This is a genomic window from Rahnella variigena (assembly GCF_003610915.1).
GTDB classification, from domain to species: Bacteria; Pseudomonadota; Gammaproteobacteria; order Enterobacterales; family Enterobacteriaceae; genus Rahnella; species Rahnella variigena.
Genome location: NZ_NSDJ01000001.1, coordinates 1890900 through 1911398 on the forward strand (window position 1 = coordinate 1890900; position 20499 = coordinate 1911398).

The 20499-nt window shown below is 51.6% G+C and carries 18 protein-coding genes; 4 read left to right on the forward strand and 14 right to left on the reverse strand.

Annotation, left to right across the window (positions count from 1 at the left end):
- Positions 1 to 127: 127 nt before the first annotated feature.
- The 3 genes from dxs to xseB are packed head-to-tail and all read right to left on the reverse strand — an operon-like array spanning position 128 to position 3187.
- Entirely contained in the window at positions 128 to 1990 is a 1863-nt protein-coding gene (dxs, locus tag CKQ54_RS08675) for a 1-deoxy-D-xylulose-5-phosphate synthase (RefSeq protein WP_120160808.1), read from the reverse strand.
- Between the two features lie 18 nt (positions 1991 to 2008).
- Entirely contained in the window at positions 2009 to 2938 is a 930-nt protein-coding gene (gene ispA / locus CKQ54_RS08680) for a (2E,6E)-farnesyl diphosphate synthase (protein WP_120160806.1), read from the reverse strand.
- A 6-nt stretch (positions 2939 to 2944) separates the two neighbouring features.
- Positions 2945 to 3187 (reverse strand): exodeoxyribonuclease VII small subunit, encoded by a 243-nt coding sequence (gene xseB, locus CKQ54_RS08685; RefSeq protein WP_013576657.1) that lies wholly within the window; start codon positions 3185 to 3187, stop codon positions 2945 to 2947.
- A 276-nt stretch (positions 3188 to 3463) separates the two neighbouring features.
- Here xseB and thiI point away from each other — a divergent pair, with 276 nt between their 5' ends.
- A complete protein-coding gene (gene thiI, locus CKQ54_RS08690) occupies positions 3464 to 4912 on the forward strand; it encodes a tRNA uracil 4-sulfurtransferase ThiI (protein WP_120160804.1) in 1449 nt (482 codons plus the stop codon).
- A 74-nt stretch (positions 4913 to 4986) separates the two neighbouring features.
- Here the strand turns inward: thiI and yajL are convergent, their stop codons facing one another.
- On the reverse strand, positions 4987 to 5595 hold the full coding sequence (gene yajL, locus CKQ54_RS08695) for a protein deglycase YajL (protein ID WP_112287498.1): 609 nt from the start codon (positions 5593 to 5595) through the stop codon (positions 4987 to 4989).
- The gene (gene panE, locus CKQ54_RS08700) at positions 5558 to 6469 is read right to left on the reverse strand and encodes a 2-dehydropantoate 2-reductase (RefSeq protein WP_120160802.1); all 912 of its coding nucleotides are present in this window, start codon (positions 6467 to 6469) and stop codon (positions 5558 to 5560) included. The genes yajL and panE overlap by 38 nt, the downstream gene beginning before the upstream one ends.
- Before the next feature lie 240 nt (positions 6470 to 6709).
- Between panE and CKQ54_RS08705 the strand changes: the two genes are divergently transcribed.
- On the forward strand, positions 6710 to 7201 hold the full coding sequence (locus CKQ54_RS08705; protein WP_112287500.1) for a YajQ family cyclic di-GMP-binding protein: 492 nt from the start codon (positions 6710 to 6712) through the stop codon (positions 7199 to 7201).
- Between the two features lie 116 nt (positions 7202 to 7317).
- Here CKQ54_RS08705 and CKQ54_RS08710 read toward each other — a convergent pair whose 3' ends face one another.
- From CKQ54_RS08710 to CKQ54_RS08750, 9 genes are all read right to left on the reverse strand, one after another.
- Positions 7318 to 8616 (reverse strand): Gfo/Idh/MocA family protein, encoded by a 1299-nt coding sequence (locus CKQ54_RS08710; RefSeq protein ID WP_120160800.1) that lies wholly within the window; start codon positions 8614 to 8616, stop codon positions 7318 to 7320.
- A gap of 170 nt (positions 8617 to 8786) precedes the next feature.
- Complete coding sequence (locus CKQ54_RS08715; RefSeq protein WP_120160798.1) at positions 8787 to 10151, reverse strand: MFS transporter; 1365 nt, start codon at positions 10149 to 10151, stop codon at positions 8787 to 8789.
- Positions 10152 to 10323: 172 nt separating this feature from the next.
- Positions 10324 to 11208: a heme o synthase gene (cyoE, locus tag CKQ54_RS08720; RefSeq protein WP_112287502.1), complete on the reverse strand. Its 885-nt coding sequence runs from the start codon at positions 11206 to 11208 to the stop codon at positions 10324 to 10326.
- 18 nt (positions 11209 to 11226) lie between these two features.
- On the reverse strand, positions 11227 to 11559 hold the full coding sequence (locus CKQ54_RS08725) for a cytochrome o ubiquinol oxidase subunit IV (RefSeq protein ID WP_013576648.1): 333 nt from the start codon (positions 11557 to 11559) through the stop codon (positions 11227 to 11229).
- Entirely contained in the window at positions 11559 to 12173 is a 615-nt protein-coding gene (locus tag CKQ54_RS08730; RefSeq protein WP_013576647.1) for a cytochrome o ubiquinol oxidase subunit III, read from the reverse strand. The genes CKQ54_RS08725 and CKQ54_RS08730 overlap by 1 nt, the downstream gene beginning before the upstream one ends.
- Complete coding sequence (gene cyoB / locus CKQ54_RS08735; RefSeq protein ID WP_112287503.1) at positions 12163 to 14154, reverse strand: cytochrome o ubiquinol oxidase subunit I; 1992 nt, start codon at positions 14152 to 14154, stop codon at positions 12163 to 12165. The genes CKQ54_RS08730 and cyoB overlap by 11 nt, the downstream gene beginning before the upstream one ends.
- Positions 14155 to 14157: 3 nt before the next feature.
- Positions 14158 to 15117 carry a cytochrome o ubiquinol oxidase subunit II gene (gene cyoA, locus CKQ54_RS08740; protein ID WP_112287504.1) on the reverse strand — a complete coding sequence of 320 codons (960 nt, stop codon included), beginning with the start codon at positions 15115 to 15117 and terminating at the stop codon, positions 14158 to 14160.
- A gap of 432 nt (positions 15118 to 15549) precedes the next feature.
- Positions 15550 to 17028 (reverse strand): muropeptide MFS transporter AmpG, encoded by a 1479-nt coding sequence (ampG, locus tag CKQ54_RS08745; RefSeq protein ID WP_120160795.1) that lies wholly within the window; start codon positions 17026 to 17028, stop codon positions 15550 to 15552.
- A gap of 145 nt (positions 17029 to 17173) precedes the next feature.
- Positions 17174 to 17752 carry a lipoprotein gene (locus CKQ54_RS08750; protein ID WP_113876144.1) on the reverse strand — a complete coding sequence of 193 codons (579 nt, stop codon included), beginning with the start codon at positions 17750 to 17752 and terminating at the stop codon, positions 17174 to 17176.
- Between the two features lie 342 nt (positions 17753 to 18094).
- Between CKQ54_RS08750 and bolA the strand changes: the two genes are divergently transcribed.
- Positions 18095 to 18409, forward strand: coding sequence for a transcriptional regulator BolA (bolA, locus tag CKQ54_RS08755; protein ID WP_013576642.1), 315 nt, complete (start codon positions 18095 to 18097; stop codon positions 18407 to 18409).
- A gap of 446 nt (positions 18410 to 18855) precedes the next feature.
- A complete protein-coding gene (gene tig, locus CKQ54_RS08765) occupies positions 18856 to 20160 on the forward strand; it encodes a trigger factor (RefSeq protein ID WP_112287507.1) in 1305 nt (434 codons plus the stop codon).
- The last annotated feature ends 339 nt before the right edge of the window (positions 20161 to 20499 follow it).

Consider the following 20499-nt stretch of genomic DNA (forward strand, 5'->3'; position numbering starts at 1 on the left):
GATTTCAGAAGCCGTGGGAAATGATTAGCTTGCTATAACTGTAGCTCACAGAACGAGATGAACGTGTGACAAAGAAGGGCGTGGGGAAGGAAATTCCCCTCTTTCAGACTAAAAGAGGGGAGAATAATCAGGCCATCCAGTCGGTGATCTGACGGTCGATGCCTTCGGCATCCAGCCCTACATCATGACGGATTTCGTCTTGCGTGCCCTGCGGGACAAAGCTGTCCGCCAGACCGATATTCAGCACCGGCACCAGGATACGCTTAGACATCAGCAGTTCGTTCACGCCGCTGCCTGCGCCGCCCATGATGGCGTTTTCTTCAAGCGTGACCAGCACTTCATGGCTGGCGGCCAGTTCCTGAATTAACGCGTCATCCAGCGGTTTCACAAAGCGCATATCCACCACGGTGGCGTTACGTTTTTCTGCCGCAGCCAGCGCTTCCGGCAGCAATGTACCGAAGTTGAGGATCGCGACTTTTTCGCCTTCACGGCGCACCACGCCTTTACCGATGGGCAATGACGCCAGCGGTTCACAGGTGGCGCCCGTCCCGTTACCACGCGGATAACGCACGGCAACCGGCCCGCTGTTATGGTGATAACCGGTATGCAGCATCTGACGACATTCGTTCTCGTCGCTCGGCGTCATGATGGTCATGTTCGGGATACAGCGCAGGAAAGAGAGATCGAATGCGCCCTGATGCGTTTGTCCGTCGGCACCGACAATACCGCCGCGATCGATGGCAAACAGCACCGGCAGATTTTGGATCGCCACATCGTGGATCACCTGATCGTAAGCACGTTGCAGGAATGTCGAGTAGATTGCGACGATCGGTTTGTATCCGCCAATTGCCAGACCGGCGGCAAATGTCACCGCGTGCTGCTCGGCAATCGCCACATCGAAATACTGTTGAGGATATTCTCGCGAGAAACGCACCATGCCCGAGCCTTCACGCATCGCTGGCGTGACTGCCATCAGCTTGCTGTCTTTGGCGGCGGTTTCGCACAACCAGTCACCGAAGATCTTCGAATACGTTGGCAGACCTTCTTTGCTTTTCGGCAGTGTGCCGGAAGCCGGATCGAATTTCGGCACCGCATGAAAACTGATCGGATCTTTTTCGGCGGGCTCGTAGCCTTTGCCTTTTTTGGTCATGATATGCAGTAACTGCGGGCCTTTCAGGTCGCGCATATTTTTCAGCGTTTGCGCCAGCGCCACCACGTCGTGACCATCAACTGGCCCGATATAGTTAAAGCCGAGTTCTTCAAACAGCGTGCCCGGCACCATCATGCCTTTCAGGTGTTCTTCGGTACGGCGCACCAGTTCTTTAATCGGTGGCAGGCCGGACAGGACTTTCTTACCGCCTTCACGCAGGCGTGAATACAGTTTGCCGGACAAGAGCTGTGCCAGATGATTATTCAGCGCGCCGACGTTTTCGGAAATCGACATTTCGTTGTCATTGAGGATAACCAGCATGTCGGGTTTGATATCGCCCGCATGGTTCATCGCTTCAAACGCCATACCCGCGGTGATCGCGCCGTCGCCAATCACACACACGGTGCGGCGGCCTTTGCCTTCACGCTCGGCAGCCACAGCCATGCCCAGACCTGCACTGATGGACGTCGATGAGTGACCCACGGACAACGTGTCGTATTCGCTTTCACCGCGCCACGGGAACGGGTGCAGACCGCCTTTCTGGCGGATGGTAGAAATACGGTCACGACGGCCGGTCAGAATTTTGTGCGGATAGGCCTGATGGCCGACATCCCAGACAACGTGGTCGAATGGCGTGTTGTAGACATAATGCATAGCAACGGTCAGTTCCACCGTTCCCAGACCGGACGCAAAGTGTCCGCTGGACTGGCTGACGCTGGCCAATAAATATTGGCGCAGTTCATCGCAGAGCTTAGGCAGACTCTCTTTAGGGAGTGAGCGGAGATCTTCAGGATTCTCCGCCAGCGCCAGTGTCGGGTATTTGGCTAATTCAAGACTCATCAGTTGCTCATAGTAAGTTTAATTATCGCGTTCAATGATAAAGCTGGCTAACGCGAGAAGTGGCGCGGTGTTGTAAGAAAGTGCTGCCAGCTGATCCAGTGCGGAAACGGCTTCCTGATACAGGTCCATGGCCTTGGTCTTGGCGCCGTCCAGCCCCAGCAGGGCAGGATAGGTACTTTTTCCCAGCTGCTGATCAGCGCCCTGGCGTTTACCAAGTGTGGCGGTATCGCCAACCACGTCCAGAATATCGTCCTGGACCTGAAACGCTAAGCCAATGGCTTGCGCGTAGTTATCCAGTATAGGCAAAACGGCGCGTCCGGTTTCACCGGCAGCCAGCGCGCCCATGCGCACCGCGGCGCGGATCAGCGCACCGGTTTTATGACGGTGAATTTTTTCTAACGCTTCAAGGCCGACCTGCTGACCTTCAGCGGCCAAATCCAGAGCCTGACCGCCACACATGCCGCTGGCACCGCTGGCGCTGGCCAGTTCGGAAATCATCGCCAGACGATCTTTTACCGCGACGTCTGGCATTTCACTGTCAGCCAGAATTGAGAATGCGAGTGTCTGCAGCGCATCACCGGCCAGAATCGCATTGGCTTCGCCAAATTTAATGTGGCAGGTCGGCTGGCCGCGACGTAAATCGTCGTCGTCCATCGCCGGTAAATCATCGTGGATCAGGGAATACGCGTGGATACATTCCACGGCCGCCGCGGGGGCATCAAGATTCTTTAAATCAAGGCTGAACAGCTGACCGCTGGCGTAAACCAGATACGGGCGCAGACGTTTACCGCCCAGCAGCGCGCCGTAACGCATCGCCTCAACCAGCGGTAAATCTGCCAGTGGCTGTGCGCTGACATACGCCGTTAAGACTTCATCCACACGCTTTTGCTTCGCGCGCAGCTCATGCGTAAACCCGTCAGCACCGGAAAAGGAAATCGCTTCAGACATGGCCAGTTACTCGGCTTCTGGGGTGAACGGAGTCAGCGGAGCATCGTTGTCGCTGTCGAGCAGGATCTGAACACGTTGTTCTGCCTGTTGCAGCTTTTGCTGTCCCTGACGCGCCAGCTGGACGCCTTGCTCAAATTCGTTAAGTGCGTCTTCCAGAGGCAGCTCGCCTGATTCGAGGCGGGAAACGATCTGTTCAAGTTCGGCCAGAGCCGTTTCAAAATTGGCAGGTGGTGCAGATTTTTTTGGCATAATTCTCTTTTAATATCGTTGATCAGACTGGATGATCGAAGTACTGAGGCGGCAGAGTCAGCGCTCGGCCTCAAGAGACATTCCTGCTCAGCATGACATCTGCTGCAGGGTTTTGTGCACAGAGTACCCATTTTAAGTGATATACTCTGCGCCGCAGATATTATTGCTAAGCCCAATGTGACACATATCGACCATTTGGCTTAGCAATAATAGGATCCTAGATCCTTATTCAGCGACTTACTACCCCGTTTTTTCACCCGCTAACAAAAGACTGCCATGAAGTTTATCATTAAATTGTTCCCTGAAATCACCATCAAGAGCCAATCTGTGCGTTTGCGCTTCATTAAGATCCTCTCAAGCAGCATTCGCAATATCGTGCGACCGCATGATGAGACGCTGGCGGTGGTTCGCCACTGGGATCATATCGAAGTTCGCAGTAAAGACGAAAGCAAACACGACCTGATCCAGGAATTGCTCTGCCGCATTCCGGGCATCCGTTATGTTGAAGAAGTCGAAGACCGTCCTTATACCGACGTTCACAACATCTTCGAGCAAACGCTGGAAGCTTATCGTTCTGAAGTAGAAGGCAAAACCTTCTGCGTGCGCGTTAAACGTCGTGGTAAACATGACTTCACGTCGACCGAAGTAGAACGCTATGTCGGCGGCGGTCTGAATCAGCACATCGAATCGGCGAAAGTCAGCCTGAAAGATCCGCAAGTGACGGTGAAACTGGAAATCAACGACGATCAGCTGGTGCTGGTGAAAAGTCGCCTGGAAGGTCAGGGCGGTTACCCGATTGGCACGCAGGAAGATGTGATCTCGCTGATTTCCGGCGGTTTCGATTCCGGCGTATCCAGTTATATGCTTATGCGTCGCGGTTGTCGTGTGCATTACTGCTTCTTTAATCTCGGCGGTGCAGCGCATGAAATCGGCGTGAAACAGGTGGCGCATTATCTGTGGAACCGTTACGGCAGTTCACACCGCGTCCGCTTTATCTCCGTCGATTTCGAACCGGTAGTGGGTGAAATCCTCGAAAAAGTCGAAGACGGCCAGATGGGCGTCGTCCTGAAACGTATGATGGTACGCGCCGCTTCTTCCATTGCTGAGCGCTACGGCGTGCAGGCGCTGGTGACCGGTGAAGCGCTGGGTCAGGTGTCCAGCCAGACGCTGACTAACCTGCGTCTGATCGACAACGTTTCTGACACACTGATCCTGCGTCCGCTGATTTCTCACGATAAAGAGCACATCATCAAGATTGCCCGTGAAATCGGTACCGAAGATTTTGCGAAAACCATGCCGGAATATTGCGGTGTGATTTCGAAAAGTCCGACGGTGAAAGCCGTGAAAGCCAAAATTGAAGCCGAAGAAGCGATGTTCGATTTCGATGTGCTGGATAAAGTGGTCAGCGAAGCGCGAAACGTCGATATTCGCGAAATCGCCGAGCAGGCCGCAGAAGTGGTGCCGGAAGTAGAAACCGTGGCCGAGTTTACTTCAACGGATATCGTGCTGGATGTACGCGCGCCGGATGAAGTGGAAGCGCAGCCGCTGGCGCTGGAAAACGTTGAAGTGAAGCCGTTAGCGTTCTACAAGCTGGCGACGCAGTTTGGCGATCTGGACCAGAGCAAAACCTATCTGCTGTATTGCGATCGTGGCGTGATGAGTCGTTTGCAGGCGCTGTATCTGAAAGAGCAAGGTTTCGATAACGTTAAGGTATATCGCCCTTGACAAGCGTTCCTTCTATAAAAAAGGGGGTCAGCCATGCTGAGCCCCTTTTTTGTTTGTCCAGATCCCAATGCCAGTCAGGATTCCCGTGCGCCTTCATCGGTATAATTGTAGATCCCCGGTGCGAGAACCAGCTGGGCGGCAATTTCGGCAGCTTTTGTTTTTCCCAGCAGAAGATCGATAATCTTCAGGGCGAATTCCATCGATGTTCCCGGTCCCTGGCTGGTGAGCAGATTCACGCGAGGATCAAAAATTACCCGGCGATCGGACCATTTGTTCGGGTCGATTTTATCTTTTAAGCCCGGAAAACCGGTCATATTGCCGACCGGGAATAAATCATGATATTCCAGTACCAGCGCGGGTGCGGCGCAGATAGCGGCAACAATTTTACCGCTGACGTGCATCTGGCGGACTTTTTCCACCAGCAGCGGACTTTCGCTGAAACAGGTCGCGCCGCCCAGACCGCCGGGCAATACAATCACATCATGATCTTCATCCGCGACATCCACCAGCGCGACGTCGGCCAGAATGCGCACGCCACGCGAGCAGCGGATCTCAAGATTTCCATCACCGGCGACACTGGCGGTGGTAACGTTAATACCCGCCCGCACCAGCAAATCAATCGCAGTAACGGCTTCTATTTCTTCGCTACCAGGTGCCAGGCAGACCAGAACTGACGCGCTCATAATCGTTTTCCTTTCTCTTAATCTGTTCAAATAAGCGGGTATTGACCGGCAGGGTCAGACCGAATTTGCGCCCGCGACGCAGAAGATAGCCGGTGATGTAATCAATTTCGGTATGACGCTGGTTGCGGATATCCTGCAACATCGATGAATGGTTGGCGGAGGTCGATTCAATCACCTGATAGACAAAGCTGAGCAATGATTCTCTGTGGATTTCGACGCCTTCAATCGCCATCACCTGCGCAACTTCCTGACAAATTTGCTCAATCTGATCGGCATACGCCACCAGGTCGCCGTTGGTACAATCATACAAAGCTGTCAGCGGATTAATCACGCAGTTCACTGCCAGTTTATTCCACAGCGATGGCTTAATGTTGTCATGCCAGGCGACGTCCGGTAAGGCATTATGCAGCGTATCCGCCAGAGAACTCAGCGCCGCACCTCGGGGTGTCACCGGGCCGATGTGCGTCGCACCGGCAGCCACATGGACAATCGCATTGCCTTCACGTCGCGCCGCGTGGGTTGTCGCGCCCTGTAAAATTGCCAGGCGGTTAGGCGGTAATTCATCGACTGTACCCATGCCGTTATGCAGCAATAATATCGCGCAATTGTCATTGAGCATCGGCATCAGCGTGCTGACCGCGCCGGAAACCTGCCACGCTTTCAGCGTGACCAGCAGCAATTCGCTCTGCGCCAGATGTTCCGGATCATTGGTTGGCATATTGCGGTTAAATGCAATGCCTTCCGGCGAGATGACATTGACGGCACAGAAAGGCTGAGGAATACGGATCCATCCCTGAACATCGTGGCCTTGCTGATAAAGGGTTGAAAGCCAAAGTTGTCCCAGCGCACCGCAACCCAATACTGTTATTTTCATTGTGCCTCCAGGGATGTGGGGCGAAATACGCCCGCTAAAACGGCTGTAGAAAGAATATTCTGCTGTCCGGTTATCTTATTAGTATAGACATTCGTGCTGTAGATCACATTTTCACCTGCACTTTTTGACCATCGGGGCATTTTATGTTCGGTGCTTTGCTGTTGTTTGGCATCGACGGTTGAAGGCGGTATTATGCACGCCATATAACGTGCAATACAAAAACTACAGGGAGAAGCGATTATGCCGTCTTTTGACATTGTTTCCGAAATCGACATGCAGGAAGTGCGCAATGCCGTGGAAAATGCCAGCCGTGAACTGCAAACCCGCTGGGATTTCCGCAACATTCCTGCCAGCTTCGATCTCAACGAGAAAAACGAGAGTATCAAAGTCGCCAGTGAATCTGATTTCCAGGTAAACCAACTGGTCGATATTCTGCGTGAGAAGCTAGCCAAACGTGGTATCGAAGGTGGCGCGCTGGAAATTCCTGAGCAGATGGATCACAGCGGTAAAACATACAGCGTTGAAGCTAAACTGCATTCTGGCATTGAATCTGCGCTGGCGAAGAAAATCGTCAAGCTGATCAAAGACAGTAAAATCAAAGTGCAGGCGCAGGTGCAGGGTGACGAAGTTCGCGTCACCGGCAAAGCACGTGATGATTTGCAGGCCGTAATGGCGCTGGTTAAGAAAGGTGATCTGGGCCAGCCCTTCCAGTTCAAAAACTTCCGCGACTAATAGCCAACGTACTTCGCGCTGCAGATGCGTTGGCTGCGCTGGCCGCCTTCCTGCAACACGAATTACGTTGGCTAGCTGTTTTTAAAGGGACGCTGTGCGTCCCTTTTTTATAGCGTTCACTTCCGCTGGCGCAGTCTTTTCACCAGTTCGAAGTCTTTAAAATAGATCGGCTTGTCGTGCTGCATAGAGAGGTTTCCGGCGATCCCGGTCAGGATCGACATCGCACCTGCGCGGTGATCGGCAGCGCGTTTTAACGGATCGTCTTTGCGCTCGCCGAACAGGTCCTCGAGCATGGCATTATCGCCGCCGCCGTGACCGCCTTCTCCCATCTGGAATTCAGCTTTCCAGGGCTCTGCAAATAACGGGAAAACCGTGATTTCTGCTTTCTCGATACTGCCTTCATTTTCGCGTTTGCCACCGGCATTCACGTAAGACATCTCGACGATTTTCATTTCAATGCGGCCCTGGGTGCCGTTGAATACCACATTCAGTCCTTCCCACGGCAGATACGCATTCAGCGAGTAAGTCAGCTGGGCTTTGTTCTGATATTTCACCAACACCGACAGCGTATCTTCAATGTTGATCCCGTCGCTGAACACGCTCTGGTCGCGGAAATAGTTATCCTCATGCTCGGCATCCAGATACAGCGCTTTGAGCTGGGCGTTGTCTTCCATATGCAGCGCAAACGGATCGTTCTGCGCCTGTGCATAGCCATGCGCACGCGGATAAAATTCGGTCACGCCACGTTTCTCTGCATTCTCTTTGCCATAAAAACGCAGGTCGCCCAGAGCATAAACTTTCTCCGGTGTGCTGTTCAGCCAGAAGTTCATCAGGTCGAAATGGTGGGTGGATTTGTGTACCAGCAGGCCGCCGGAATTGCGTTTCTCACGGTGCCAGCGTCGAAAATAATCTGCACCGTGTTCGGTATTAAGCAGCCATTCAAAATGCACAGACAGCACTTCACCAATGGTGTCCTGCATCAGCAGTTCGCGCATTTTGCTGTGATGCGGTGCGTAGCGATAGTTAAACGCCACGCGCACCTGATAACCGGTGGCATCGACGGCATCAAGAATACGCAGCGCGCGCGGTTCATCAATGGTCATCGGCTTTTCAGTAATGACGTCGCACCCCGCGTGCAGGGCGCGGACGATGTAATCGTCGTGCGTGCGATCCATGCTGGTGACGATCACGATGTCCGGTTTAGTCTCGTCGAGCATCGCAGAGAAATCAGCGGCTTTCCAGGTCGATACCCGGGCGATGCCGCTTTGCTCAAGCTGGCGGTTCGCATAATCCATTCGCGTCTGGTTTGTATCACAGAAGGCCACAAATTTTGCGTTGTGGCGGTATTTGCCGGTTATCGCTTCAATGTATAAACCTGAGCGTCCGCCGGTGCCAACGAGAGCATATGTTTTCATGAGATCCTCAATAGGCCCGAAAGCCGTCATCACTGACAAAAAATTTTGTTAAGGAATTCTTGAGGATAATGATTACTGAGGTTTTTTAAGTGAGGGGAGTCACGCGGTGGGGATAAAATTGAAACGCTGTGCCAGTTTGCAGGCACAGCGTTTATTAACGTTATAGCGCGTCAGGCAGCGCTGACCAGTTGCTCAAGGGCTTTACGGTTGGTCTGTTTGGTATCGACCTTCACGTAAGCACTGAATTCTTCCGGTACGACAATGGCTTCTGCCACGCCCGGCTGCGCGAGAATGCGTGCCTGCAGGGCGGAATCTTTCACCGCCAGTTCAGACAAGGTAATGCGCAGGCTGCTGACATACGGCGGTTCGGTCATGGTGGAACTGACCACCAACCAGACAACGGCAATCGCTGCACAGACCAGGAATACCGCCCCAGCACCGGCGTGTCCGTAGACATAACCGCCTAAACTGCCGCCAATCGCCACGCCGATAAACTGGCTGGTGGAGTAAAGTCCCATTGCGGTGCCTTTGTAGCCTGCCGGTGATTCTTTACTGATAAGCGACGGCAGAATCGCTTCCATGACGTTAAACGCCAGGAAGAACAGCTGGATACCTGCAATGACCGCCCATAAATGCAAACCCGCCGACCACAGCACGATTTCCGCCAGCAGCAGTACCGCGACGCAGCCCATGAATACCTGTTTCATGTGGCGTTTTTTCTCGGCATAGATAATCACCGGAATGACGGCGACGAATGAGGTCAGCATGGTCACCAGATACACACGCCAGTGTTCACTAGGCGGGAATCCGGCGTGTTCCATGACTTGCGGTAACACCACAAAACTCGACATCAGCAAAACGTGCAAACACAGAATGCCGAAGTTGAGTTTGAGCAGTTTGGCGTTGCTCAGCACTTTGCCGAAACTGCCTTTCACCATGCTCGATTCACGATTGAGGATGTGCGTGGCAGGGGAGGGCACCACGGCAACGGTAATAATGATGCCGAGAATAGTCAGTACCGCGATCGCCCAGAACAGGGCGTGTAAACCCCAGGCGTGGGTGATGATCGGGCCGAGTACCATCGCAATCGCAAAGGTAATGCCGAAGCTGATGCCGATGAATGCCATCGCTTTGGTGCGGTTTTGCTCGCGGGTCAGGTCAGAAAGCAGGGCCATCACGGCGGCGGCAATCGCGCCGGAGCCTTGCAGGGCACGACCAATGATCACGCCCCAGATTGATTCGGTTGAAGCAGCCACAATGCTGCCGATACAGAAGATGACCAGACCAAAGACGATCAGGGGTTTGCGGCCAACGCGATCAGAAAGCAGTCCAAATGGGATCTGGAAAACGGCCTGTGCCAGTCCGTAAATACCGATAGCGATGCCGATAAGCGTTTCGCTGGCGCCGGAGAGTTTCATGCCATAGGTGGTCAGCACCGGCAGAACCATGAACATGCCGAGCATGCGTAAAGAAAATACTGTCCCTAGTCCCCATGTAGCCCGACTTTCCTGCGGGGTCATCTGGTTATCGTTCACATTACTACCTCAAAATAACAATCCGACATTTTAATGATTAAGCCGGTCAGGGTAAAACGATGGATCTTTAGCAGATATTACGGGAGTGGTCTGACTGAAAGAGCAAAAGAAAAGGCCAGTATTGCTACTGGCCTTTCGCTATGATTTCAGAGCGTTACACTGAAATTGAATGTTACCAAACGTAGGTCAGCAACGATGTCGGTGCAGAATTAAAATCCACGGACATCATGAAGCTCAGCGACATGATAGTGATGATGGAGAAACCAAACAGTTTTCTTGCCCACACCACGTCGTTTTCCGTTTTGTAACCTTTCAGTGCCATGCCCAGCCACCAGATACTGACAGCGGCGGCCACGACCAGGTATTTATAACCTGCGTAACCGCTCAGGGTCAGCATCAGCGTCGCAATCATAAACGCCAGAATGTAGACGATAATATGATGCTTGGCGACGGAGATGCCTTTCACTACTGGCAGAACCGGGATGCCTGCTGCCTGATAATCTTTAAAGCGGAAGATGGCAATCGCGTACGAATGCGGCATCTGCCACAGGCTGAAGATCAGAAGCAGGATCAGGGCACCGGTATCGAACTGGCCTGAAACGGCGCAGTAACCGATAACCGGTGGCGCTGCGCCAGACAAGCTGCCGATCAACGTGCCGTATACCGAGTTGCGCTTCATGTACAGGCTGTAGACGCCGACATAAACCACAAAGCCCATCACTGCCAGCCACATCGCCAGCGGATTTGCTCCGATATACAACAACGCAAAGCCCGCAATACCCAGAATGGTCGCGTAAACCAGGCTTGTTTTCGGCGGAATAAGCCCTTTCACCAGGACCCGGTTCTTCGTTCTTTCCATGATCCGGTCGATGTCGCGGTCGATAAAGTTGTTAAATACACAACCCGATGCGACAACCAGCGAAACACCCACCAAAGTGGCGAGAAAGAGTGGGAAGTCGATGCTGCCTTTGGCAGCAAGGAGGAATCCCCCGATGACAGAAATTAAGTTGCCGAAAATAATTCCTGGTTTCGTTACTTGCAGGTATTGCTTAATCATCACGTGCAGCTCGGCTCTTTAACTGACCATCATATTGAGGTTGAGGTTATACATAATCCACAATGAGCCCACAACGACGATAAAGATAATCACAGCGGTGAACAGAAGTGCCACCAGGTTCCAGCGCTCTTCCGACGACGTATTCATGTGCAGGAAGAACACCAGATGGACAACGATCTGGATGATTGCGGACGCAACCACGGTACCCAGGATCAGTGAATGTGATGCCGTGTCGGTCATGACCATGGCAAACGGGATCACCGTCAGGATAACCGACAAGATGAAGCCAATAGCGTATGACTTCAGGCTGCCGTGGCTTGCGCCACCATGGGAAGTAGCAGAATGACTCATTACATCGCTCCCATCAGATAAACAACGGTAAACACGCAGATCCACACTACGTCCAGGAAGTGCCAGAACAAGCTCAGACACATCAGACGGGTTTTGTTGACTTCAGTCAGACCGCGACGTGAAACCTGAACCATCATAGTCAGGATCCAAATCAGACCACAGGTCACGTGCAGACCGTGGGTGGCGACCAGCGCAAAGAAGCCAGACAGGAAACCACTGCGTTGCGGGCCATAGCCTTCAGCAATCAGATGATGGAATTCATAGAGTTCCATCCCGATGAAGCCTAAACCGAACAGGAAAGTCAGGAACAACCAGCCGTTAACAGCCGCTTTATTGCCTTTGTTCATGCCCAGCATCGCAAAGCCGTAAGTGATACTACTGAACAGCAGGCAGAAGGTTTCTACCAGCACGAACGGCAGTTCAAAAATGTCTTTACCAGAGGGACCGCCAGCGGTCCCGTTTACCAGTACTGCATACGTTGCGAACAGGCTCGCAAACAAGATGCAGTCACTCATCAGGTAGATCCAGAAGCCGAAGACTTTGGTTGCACCTGCGTCGTGGTGCCCATGCTCAGCATGGGCCTCATCGTGGTGAGTCAGAGTATCAGTTGCCATGTTTCACACCTGCTTTACGGATTTGTTCATAATGTTGGTTTTCAATACGTTCCACTTCTTCAACTGGCACGTAGTAATCAACATCTTCGTCGAAGCTTTTCGCAATCCAGGTCACAACCAGCGCAATGAAGCTCACTGCTGCCAGCCACCAGATATCCCAGATTAAAGCGAAACCACAAACCAGACTCAGCATAGCGATGATGAAACCGGCGCCGCTGTTACGTGGCATATGAATCGGTTCATATTTAGCAGGCTGCTTGTAAGCGGTACCTTTCTCTTTCATGTCCCAGAACTCATCGCGGTCGTGAATTTGCGGCACGATAGCGAAGTTGTAGAACGGAGGAGGAGAAGAGGTTGCCCACTCCAGAGTACGTGCGCCCCATGGGTCACCGGTCAGATCACGGTTCTGGTCGCGGTCGCGAACGGAAACGAAGATCATGATCAGCTGGCAGAGGATACCGCAGGCAATCAGTGCAGCACCGCATGCCGCAACAACCAGCAACGGGTGGAACTCAGGATCGATGTTCTGGCTGACACGACGGGTCATACCCATGAAGCCCAGTACGTACAGTGGCATGAACGCAACGAAGAAACCGATGATCCAGAACCAGAATGAACGCACACCCCATTTTTCGTTCAGCGTGAAGCCGAAGGATTTAGGGAACCAGTAAGTCAGACCTGCGAAGCAACCGAAGACCACACCACCGATGATTACGTTATGGAAGTGGGCAATCAGGAACAGGCTGTTGTGCAGCACGAAGTCAGCACCCGGAACCGCCAGCAGAACGCCGGTCATACCACCCACAGAGAAGGTGATGATGAAGCCAACGGTCCACAGCATCGCTGCATTCAGCGTGATACGGCCCTGATACATGGTGAACAGCCAGTTGAAGATTTTTACCCCGGTCGGGATAGAAATGATCATCGTCATGATGCCGAAGAAGGCATTGACGTTTGCGCCTGAACCCATGGTGAAGAAGTGGTGCAGCCAAACGATGAACGACAACACGGTGATGGCGATGGTTGCCCATACCAGCGAGGTGTAACCGAACAGACGTTTTTTGGAGAAGGTTGCGGTAACTTCTGAGAACACACCAAATACTGGCAGAACCAAAATGTACACTTCCGGATGGCCCCAGGCCCAAATCAGGTTGATGTACATCATCATGTTGCCGCCCATATCATTCGTGAAGAAATGGGTGCCCAGATAACGGTCTAAAGTCAGCAGTGCAACAGTCACGGTCAGGATCGGGAAGGACACGATAATCAACACGTTGGTGCACAGTGCGGCCCAGGTAAATACCGGCATTTTCATCAGCGGCATACCAGGAGCGCGCATCTTCAGGATGGTCGCAAAGAAGTTAACACCGGTCAGCAAGGTACCGACACCGGATATCTGGAGACTCCAGATCCAGTAATCTACCCCGACCCCCGGACTGTATTCCTTACCTGACAGTGGCGGATAGGCCAACCAGCCGGTCTGTGCGAATTCACCCACACCCAGAGAGATGTTGATCAACACAACAGCAGCGGCGGTAAACCAGAAGCTCACGTTGTTCAGGAACGGGAACGCAACGTCGCGCGCACCGATTTGCAAAGGAACAACCACGTTCATCAGACCGATTACGAAAGGCATCGCCATGAAGAAGATCATGATTACGCCGTGCGCGGTGAAGATTTGGTCGTAGTGATGAGGCGGCAGGAAGCCCGGTTCACCTGCAGAAGCAAGAACCTGCTGGCTACGCATCATGATGGCATCGGCAAAGCCACGCAGAAGCATGACGAAGGCCAGAATGATATACATGATACCTAATTTTTTGTGGTCGACAGACGTCAGCCACTCGGTCCACAGATACTTCCACTTACCGAAATAGGTGATGCCGGCAAGGACTGCCAGACCACCAATGATAATCGCGGCAACTGTGACCATGATAATCGGTTCATGATACGGAACCGAATCAAGCGTTAATTTTCCGAACATCGTTTATTCCTCGGCTCCGGCTGCGTGAGACTGTCCACCCATATCCATGCCTTTCATGTCGCTGCCTGCTGGCATTGGCATGGTGTGACCTTCTGGCGCTGCCTTCATGTCATGCATGGAGTATTTGCCAATGATTTCTTTGAACAAACCAGGTTTTGCAACAGAGAAGTATTCGACCGGGTTGTCGATACTCTGTGCAGCCAGTTTGTTGAAGTCATCAGTGGTTGCCAGTTGGTTCGGTGCGCTTTTCACTTTCGCTACCCAGGTGTCGAAATCGGCACGGGTTGGCGTCGCAATCGTGTTGAACTTCATGCCAGAGAAACCGCGGCCGCTGAAGCTTGCTGAGATGCCCTTGTAGGTACCGGCTTCATTTGCAATCAAATGCAACTGAGTCTGCATACCGGCCATCGCATAAATCTGCCCGCCTAACTGAGGAATAAAGAACGAGTTCATCACAGAGTCAGAAGTGACTTTGAACTGAACCGGCACATCTTTAGGAATGACGAGTTCGTTAACGGTAGCGATGCCCTGTTCCGGATAAATGAACAACCATTTCCAGTCCAGAGAAACGACTTCAACCGTCATCGGTTTTTCGTCAGTCACGATAGGCTTGAACGGATCAAGCGAGTGGGTGGTTTTCCAGGTTATCGTTGCCAGGATGGCAATGATAATAATTGGAACTGTCCAGACGACGGCTTCAATTTTGTTGGAGTGGGACCAATCAGGACTGTATTTTGCTTTTGTGTTGGAAGCACGATACTTCCACGCAAAGGCAAACGCCATGATAATAACTGGTATAACAACGATCAGCATTAAACCGATAGCGGTTAAAATCAGCGTTCTCTGCTCGAGTCCAATTGCTCCCTTGGGATCCATCAATGCCGTATTGCAACCGCTCAACAATAACGCGGAAGCAAATAAGGACAACATCCCAATACTTTTATTGTATTTCTTAAGTCTCATCTAACGACCTCAATAACTAGGGCTCTATTGTCGCTTCAGGTGTGCGGGCATTTTACGGGAAGGTTGCAGGACTGTAAACACGCTTAAACAAGTGTCAAGCCGCTGTTGACACTTTATGTTAACGCAGTCACACATGTCACGGATCGTGACAATTTACAGTGGGCAACAATATGTTGCGTATAGATTTTTTTCTATAGTGATGAAAAACAAGGGGTGACAGATTTTCTCAATATTATTGCCGGCCGATATCCGTTCGATAGGTTTAATTAATGTTAAATTAATGTTTAAAACGAGTGAAATAAAATCAACAAAAAGCGGCGGAGAAAAATTATCCCCGCGAATATTATTTTTTCTGAATTTAAATTGTTGAGTGATATTTATTGATCAGTTGTTAAATGAATGCGCCACTCATTTCAAATGAATGGCGGCAAATCATGAACGTGCGGTACGGCGCAGAGATAAAAAGTCGAGCAGACTGCCTAAAATAACACCAGTCAGACATATAAATGCGCCGGTTTCCAGCAAAACTGTCGCCAGAGCTTGCCAGGAAGCCCAGCCCATACTGTCGGCAATCAGTGTGACCAGCCACAGGATCAGCAGCACGCTTCCCGTCAGCAGAAAGCGCAGCGCCCACCGGTAGGATTTTGCAAAGTGAACGCGTGGCAGGAAGCTGTCGGTGCTTTGAGTGTATTCCAGCGTTTGTCTGCAAACCGCCAGCAGCAGTAAGCCGGGGACCGCCGCCACAATCGAGAAAAGATAAAACCACGGCCAGCCATAGGCTTCCACAAACCAGCCGGCAATCGGTCCGACATATACACGGCCCACGGCTGATAGCGCAGAAAGCAACGCAAACTGTGTGGCCGAAAACGAGCGGTTACACAATGTCATCAGCAATGCGACAAAGGCCGCCGTCCCCATCCCCCCGCAAAGATTTTCGAAGAAAATCGCCGTGCCCATGGTGATCAAATCTTTATCTGTAACGGCAAGGATCCAGTAACCCGCATTGGATACAGCCTGCAAAATCCCGAACAGCATCAGTGCGCGGAACAGGCTCAGACGCTGCATCAGCATCCCGCCCAGCAGGGCCCCAAAAATCGTGGCCGCCAGACCGAGCGTTTTGTTCACCAGCCCGACTTCCCCGGCATCAAACCCGACGCCGCGGATCAAAAATGTGGTGCTCAGGCTGCCTGCGAATGCATCGCCCATTTTGTACATCACGATGAGCAGTAAAATCAGCCAGGCATTGTTACGGGCAAAGAAGTCTTTCAGCGGCGCGACGACCGCCATTTCGAGGGTACGCGGAGCGGGTTGCGAGTTTTCAGGTTCCGGCGACAGCAGGGTAGCGATAACGCCAGTCAGCATCAGACCTGACATCAGCCAGTACATGTGCTGCCAGCCGAGATAACGGTCTGCCAGCCACAAGGCCAGCCCGCCGGATACCAGCATCGCCAGCCGGTAGCCCAGTACGGAAACCGCCGCGCCGCTCCCTCGCTCTTCCGGCGGCAATAAATCAGTTTTGTAGGCGTCGAAAACGATGTCCTGCGACGCGGAAGCGAAGGCTATCAGCACTGCCAGCGACGCCAGCCAGAATAAATCTTTGGAGGGATCCATAAATCCCATGGCGAAAATCGCCACCACCAGCAGGAGTTGCGTCAGTATCAGCCAGCCACGTCTGCGCCCGAGGAAAGAGGGCGTATAGCGGTCCATCATCGGTGACCACAGGAATTTAAAAACGTAAGCCTGACCGACCAGCGAGAAAATCCCGATGGTTTTCAGATCGACGTTTTCCACTGTCATCCACGCCTGCAATGTGCCGGATGTCAGCGCCAGCGGTAAGCCGGAAGCAAAGCCCAGAAGCAGTAAAATGACGGTATTACGCTGCGTGAAAATCTTGAAATACTGACCTTTCATTAAAATAGTGTTCCTGCGTACCGGTGAGAGAGTGGCGCATACGCATAATAAAGGAAGGGATGCTTATCGGGAAAGACAATCACTTGCCTCAGAAAGCATTCTGCCCGGCAAGCCGGGCAGAAGTGTTCACTCTTACAGCAGAAACTTATCGCGCGTTAGCTTTGATAAAGTCGCTGATGCTGGTATCTGAGGCCATGTCGCTGATGACATCACCCAGAGTGGTATTAACCGCATTGGTGATTTTCGCGTTAGTCGCAGACAGTGCGCCCTGTACATTGTACGTCGAGCGGTAATTTTTCACCTGTTTGCTGCCATTTTTAGCCGTTGCAATGATAGAGATATCGGCTTTAGTGGTGATGTTATAACGCAGGTTACCTTCCTGAACATCGGCATATAGATTGTTCACCACGATTTGCAGATCCACAGCGCCGTCAGCACCGACCATGTAACCACGGGCGGTCATTTGTTTCTCCAGCGATTCCTGCAGCAGGAAACGCAGGTCACGGGAAGGCGTCAGGGAAATCAGCTGGCCGTCACGGTTAACTTTTGCCAGTGCCTGATCCTGACGCTGGTCAGCACCGTTGATGCTGATGGTGATGCCCTGAAGGGTAGGATCCTGTGAAGGTAATACAATTTTCGGAGAAACGTCCAGCGTGTTAGTGCTGGTGGCACAGCCTGCCAGCATCAACATCGCCAGAACCGGGAAAATAATTTTCTTTAGCATGTGTATTTTCTCAATATTAATAAGGGAATAGTGCTCAAAATTTTGCCGACATCATAACATTGCCATTTTCCGGGGGAAGTCCCAAAAATCCGGAAAACGTCTTTTTTGCGCTTTTTTTCAGCAAAGAAGTCGTTAACCGGCGGATGGCATTCATCATCCGTGGCGGAACAGCACTTTCTTTGACAGAATCAGCTTTGACAGGCTGAGCGGCGTTTTTATCAATCTGCAGCAGAAATTTATTGTTCTGACATGCATAGAGTCCGGAAAACAGCCTATCATTATAGAGAGATAGAAGTACCAGACAGACGCAGTTCTCAGCTGATGCGGTGTAAGGAGATTGCTATGATTCGTGAGCAAATAGAAGCAAAATTAGTTGAAGCATTCGAACCTGCGTTTCTGGAAGTGACTGACGAAAGCTATCGTCATAATGTCCCGGCAGGCTCCGAGAGCCATTTTAAAGTCGTCATGGTGTCCGATAAGTTTATCGGCGAGCGTTTCCTGGCGCGTCATCGTGCAATTTATGGAAGATTAACCGAAGAGCTGGCGGGCAGCGTTCATGCACTGGCACTGCATACTTACACCCTGAAAGAATGGGAAGGTTTGCAGGATACGGTTCCGGCCTCTCCGCCTTGTCGCGGCGCGGGCACAATGGCGTGATCGTCACGATTTGATTCAAAAAAGGCATAAATATCGCCATTTGAGACGGTAAAACTGGAACTTTCCTTGTCAGATGCGGTATTAGTAGATGCGAATTTCAAGAAACGGCCCGCGGGCCGTTTTTGTTTTTCTTCTGACGGACAGACGGCAAGGCGAAATGCCTTTGCAATGACTGCTTTTTTCGATGGATCGATTCCCGTGTGAGTTTCCTCCCGCGTAACAGATACCGTCCTCGACTCAATGCGTCTGCGTCGCTATAATGTCGCGTCTAATTTTTCCGGAATGGTTTCGGACGCTCTCGAATACAGGGCTACGTTCTGATACAGAACTGTCCCGGTTCTTAGAAGTCGTTTTCAAGGTAAGTTCGCGCACTCGATGCTGCTTCTCATCTTGAGAACGACTTCTGGAGTTGACCGAGCACTGTGATTTTTTTTTGAGGTAACAAGATGCAAGTTTCTGTTGAAACCACTCAAGGCCTTGGGCGCCGCGTAACGATTACTGTTCCTGCTGAAAGCATTGAAAAAGCAGTGAGCAGTGAACTGATCAACGTCTCTAAAAAAGTACGTATTGACGGCTTCCGTAAAGGCAAAGTACCAAGCCACATCATCGAACAGCGTTACGGCGCGTCAGTACGTCAGGACGTGCTGGGTGATCTGATGCAACGCAATTTCGTTGATGCGATCATCAAAGAAAAAATCAATCCGGCTGGCGCACCTAACTATATCCCGGGTGAGTACAAGCAAGGTGAAGACTTCAATTTCTCCGTAGAATTCGAAGTGTACCCGGAAGTTGAGCTGAAAGATCTGGAAAACATCGAAGTTGAAAAACCTGTTGTTGAAGTTAACGACGCTGATGTTGATACCATGCTGGAAACTCTGCGTAAGCAACAAGCTGACTGGAAAGAAACTGACGCTGCAGCCACTGCTGAAGACCGCGTAACCGTTGATTTCTCCGGTTCTATCGACGGTGAAGATTTCGAAGGCGGCAAAGCCTCTGATTTCGTACTGGCTATGGGCCAGGGCCGCATGATCCCAGGTTTCGAAGAAGGTCTGGTCGGTCACAAAGCGGGTGAAGAATTCACAATCGACGTGAACTTCCCGGAAGACTACCACGCTGAAAACCTGAAAGGTAAAGCAGCTAAGTTCGCGATCACTCTGAAGAAAGTTGAAGAGCGTGAACTGCCAGAACTGACGCCAGAATTCATCAAACGTTTCGGCGTGGCTGATGGTTCTGTTGAAGGTCTGCGCGCTGAAGTGCGTAAAAACATGGAACGCGAGCTGAAAGGCGCTGTTCGTAACCGCATCAAAACTCAGGCAATCGACGGTCTGGTCAGCGCTAATGAAATCGACGTGCCAGCTGCACTGATCGACGGCGAAGTAGATGTTCTGCGTCGTCAGGCTGCACAACGTTTCGGCGGCAACGAAAAACAAGCGCTGGAACTGCCACGTGAGTTGTTCGAAGAGCAAGCTAAACGTCGCGTCGTTGTTGGTCTGCTGCTGGGCGAAGTGATCAGCCAGCACGAACTGAAAGCTGACGAAGATCGCGTTAAAGCGCTGATCGAAGAAATGGCTTCTGCGTACGAAGATCCACAAGAAGTTGTTGAGTTCTACAGCAAAAACAAAGAGCTGATGAACAACATGCGTAACGTCGCTCTGGAAGAACAAGCGGTCGAAACTCTGTTGTCTAAAGCGAAAGTGACTGAAAAAGCCACTACCTTTACTGAGCTGATGAACCAGACTCAACCTGCATAAGTTAATTGCACGTTGCTGAACCTGTTTACAGGTTCGCTTCTCAGGCCCGCAGTTTTTACTGCGGGCTTTTTATTTGCTGAAAATCAGGTATTTTTTGTTTTTGACTGTTGTTTTTGCACTATATTTATCACTATAAGGCACAGCCCACGTAGAAACCTCACACTGGCCTCATCCACAATGGCTTTCATCGGTTCAGGACAGCGTGAGAAAAAGAAATATTCCTGCAGGCTTGAAAAAAGGGGCTAAATCCCCCAATTGATAAGAACGAACCCAGGTAAATTTGTAGTTAAAATCTGACTGATAACGACCGTCAGGCGTGTAAATGGCGACTTGGCCGCT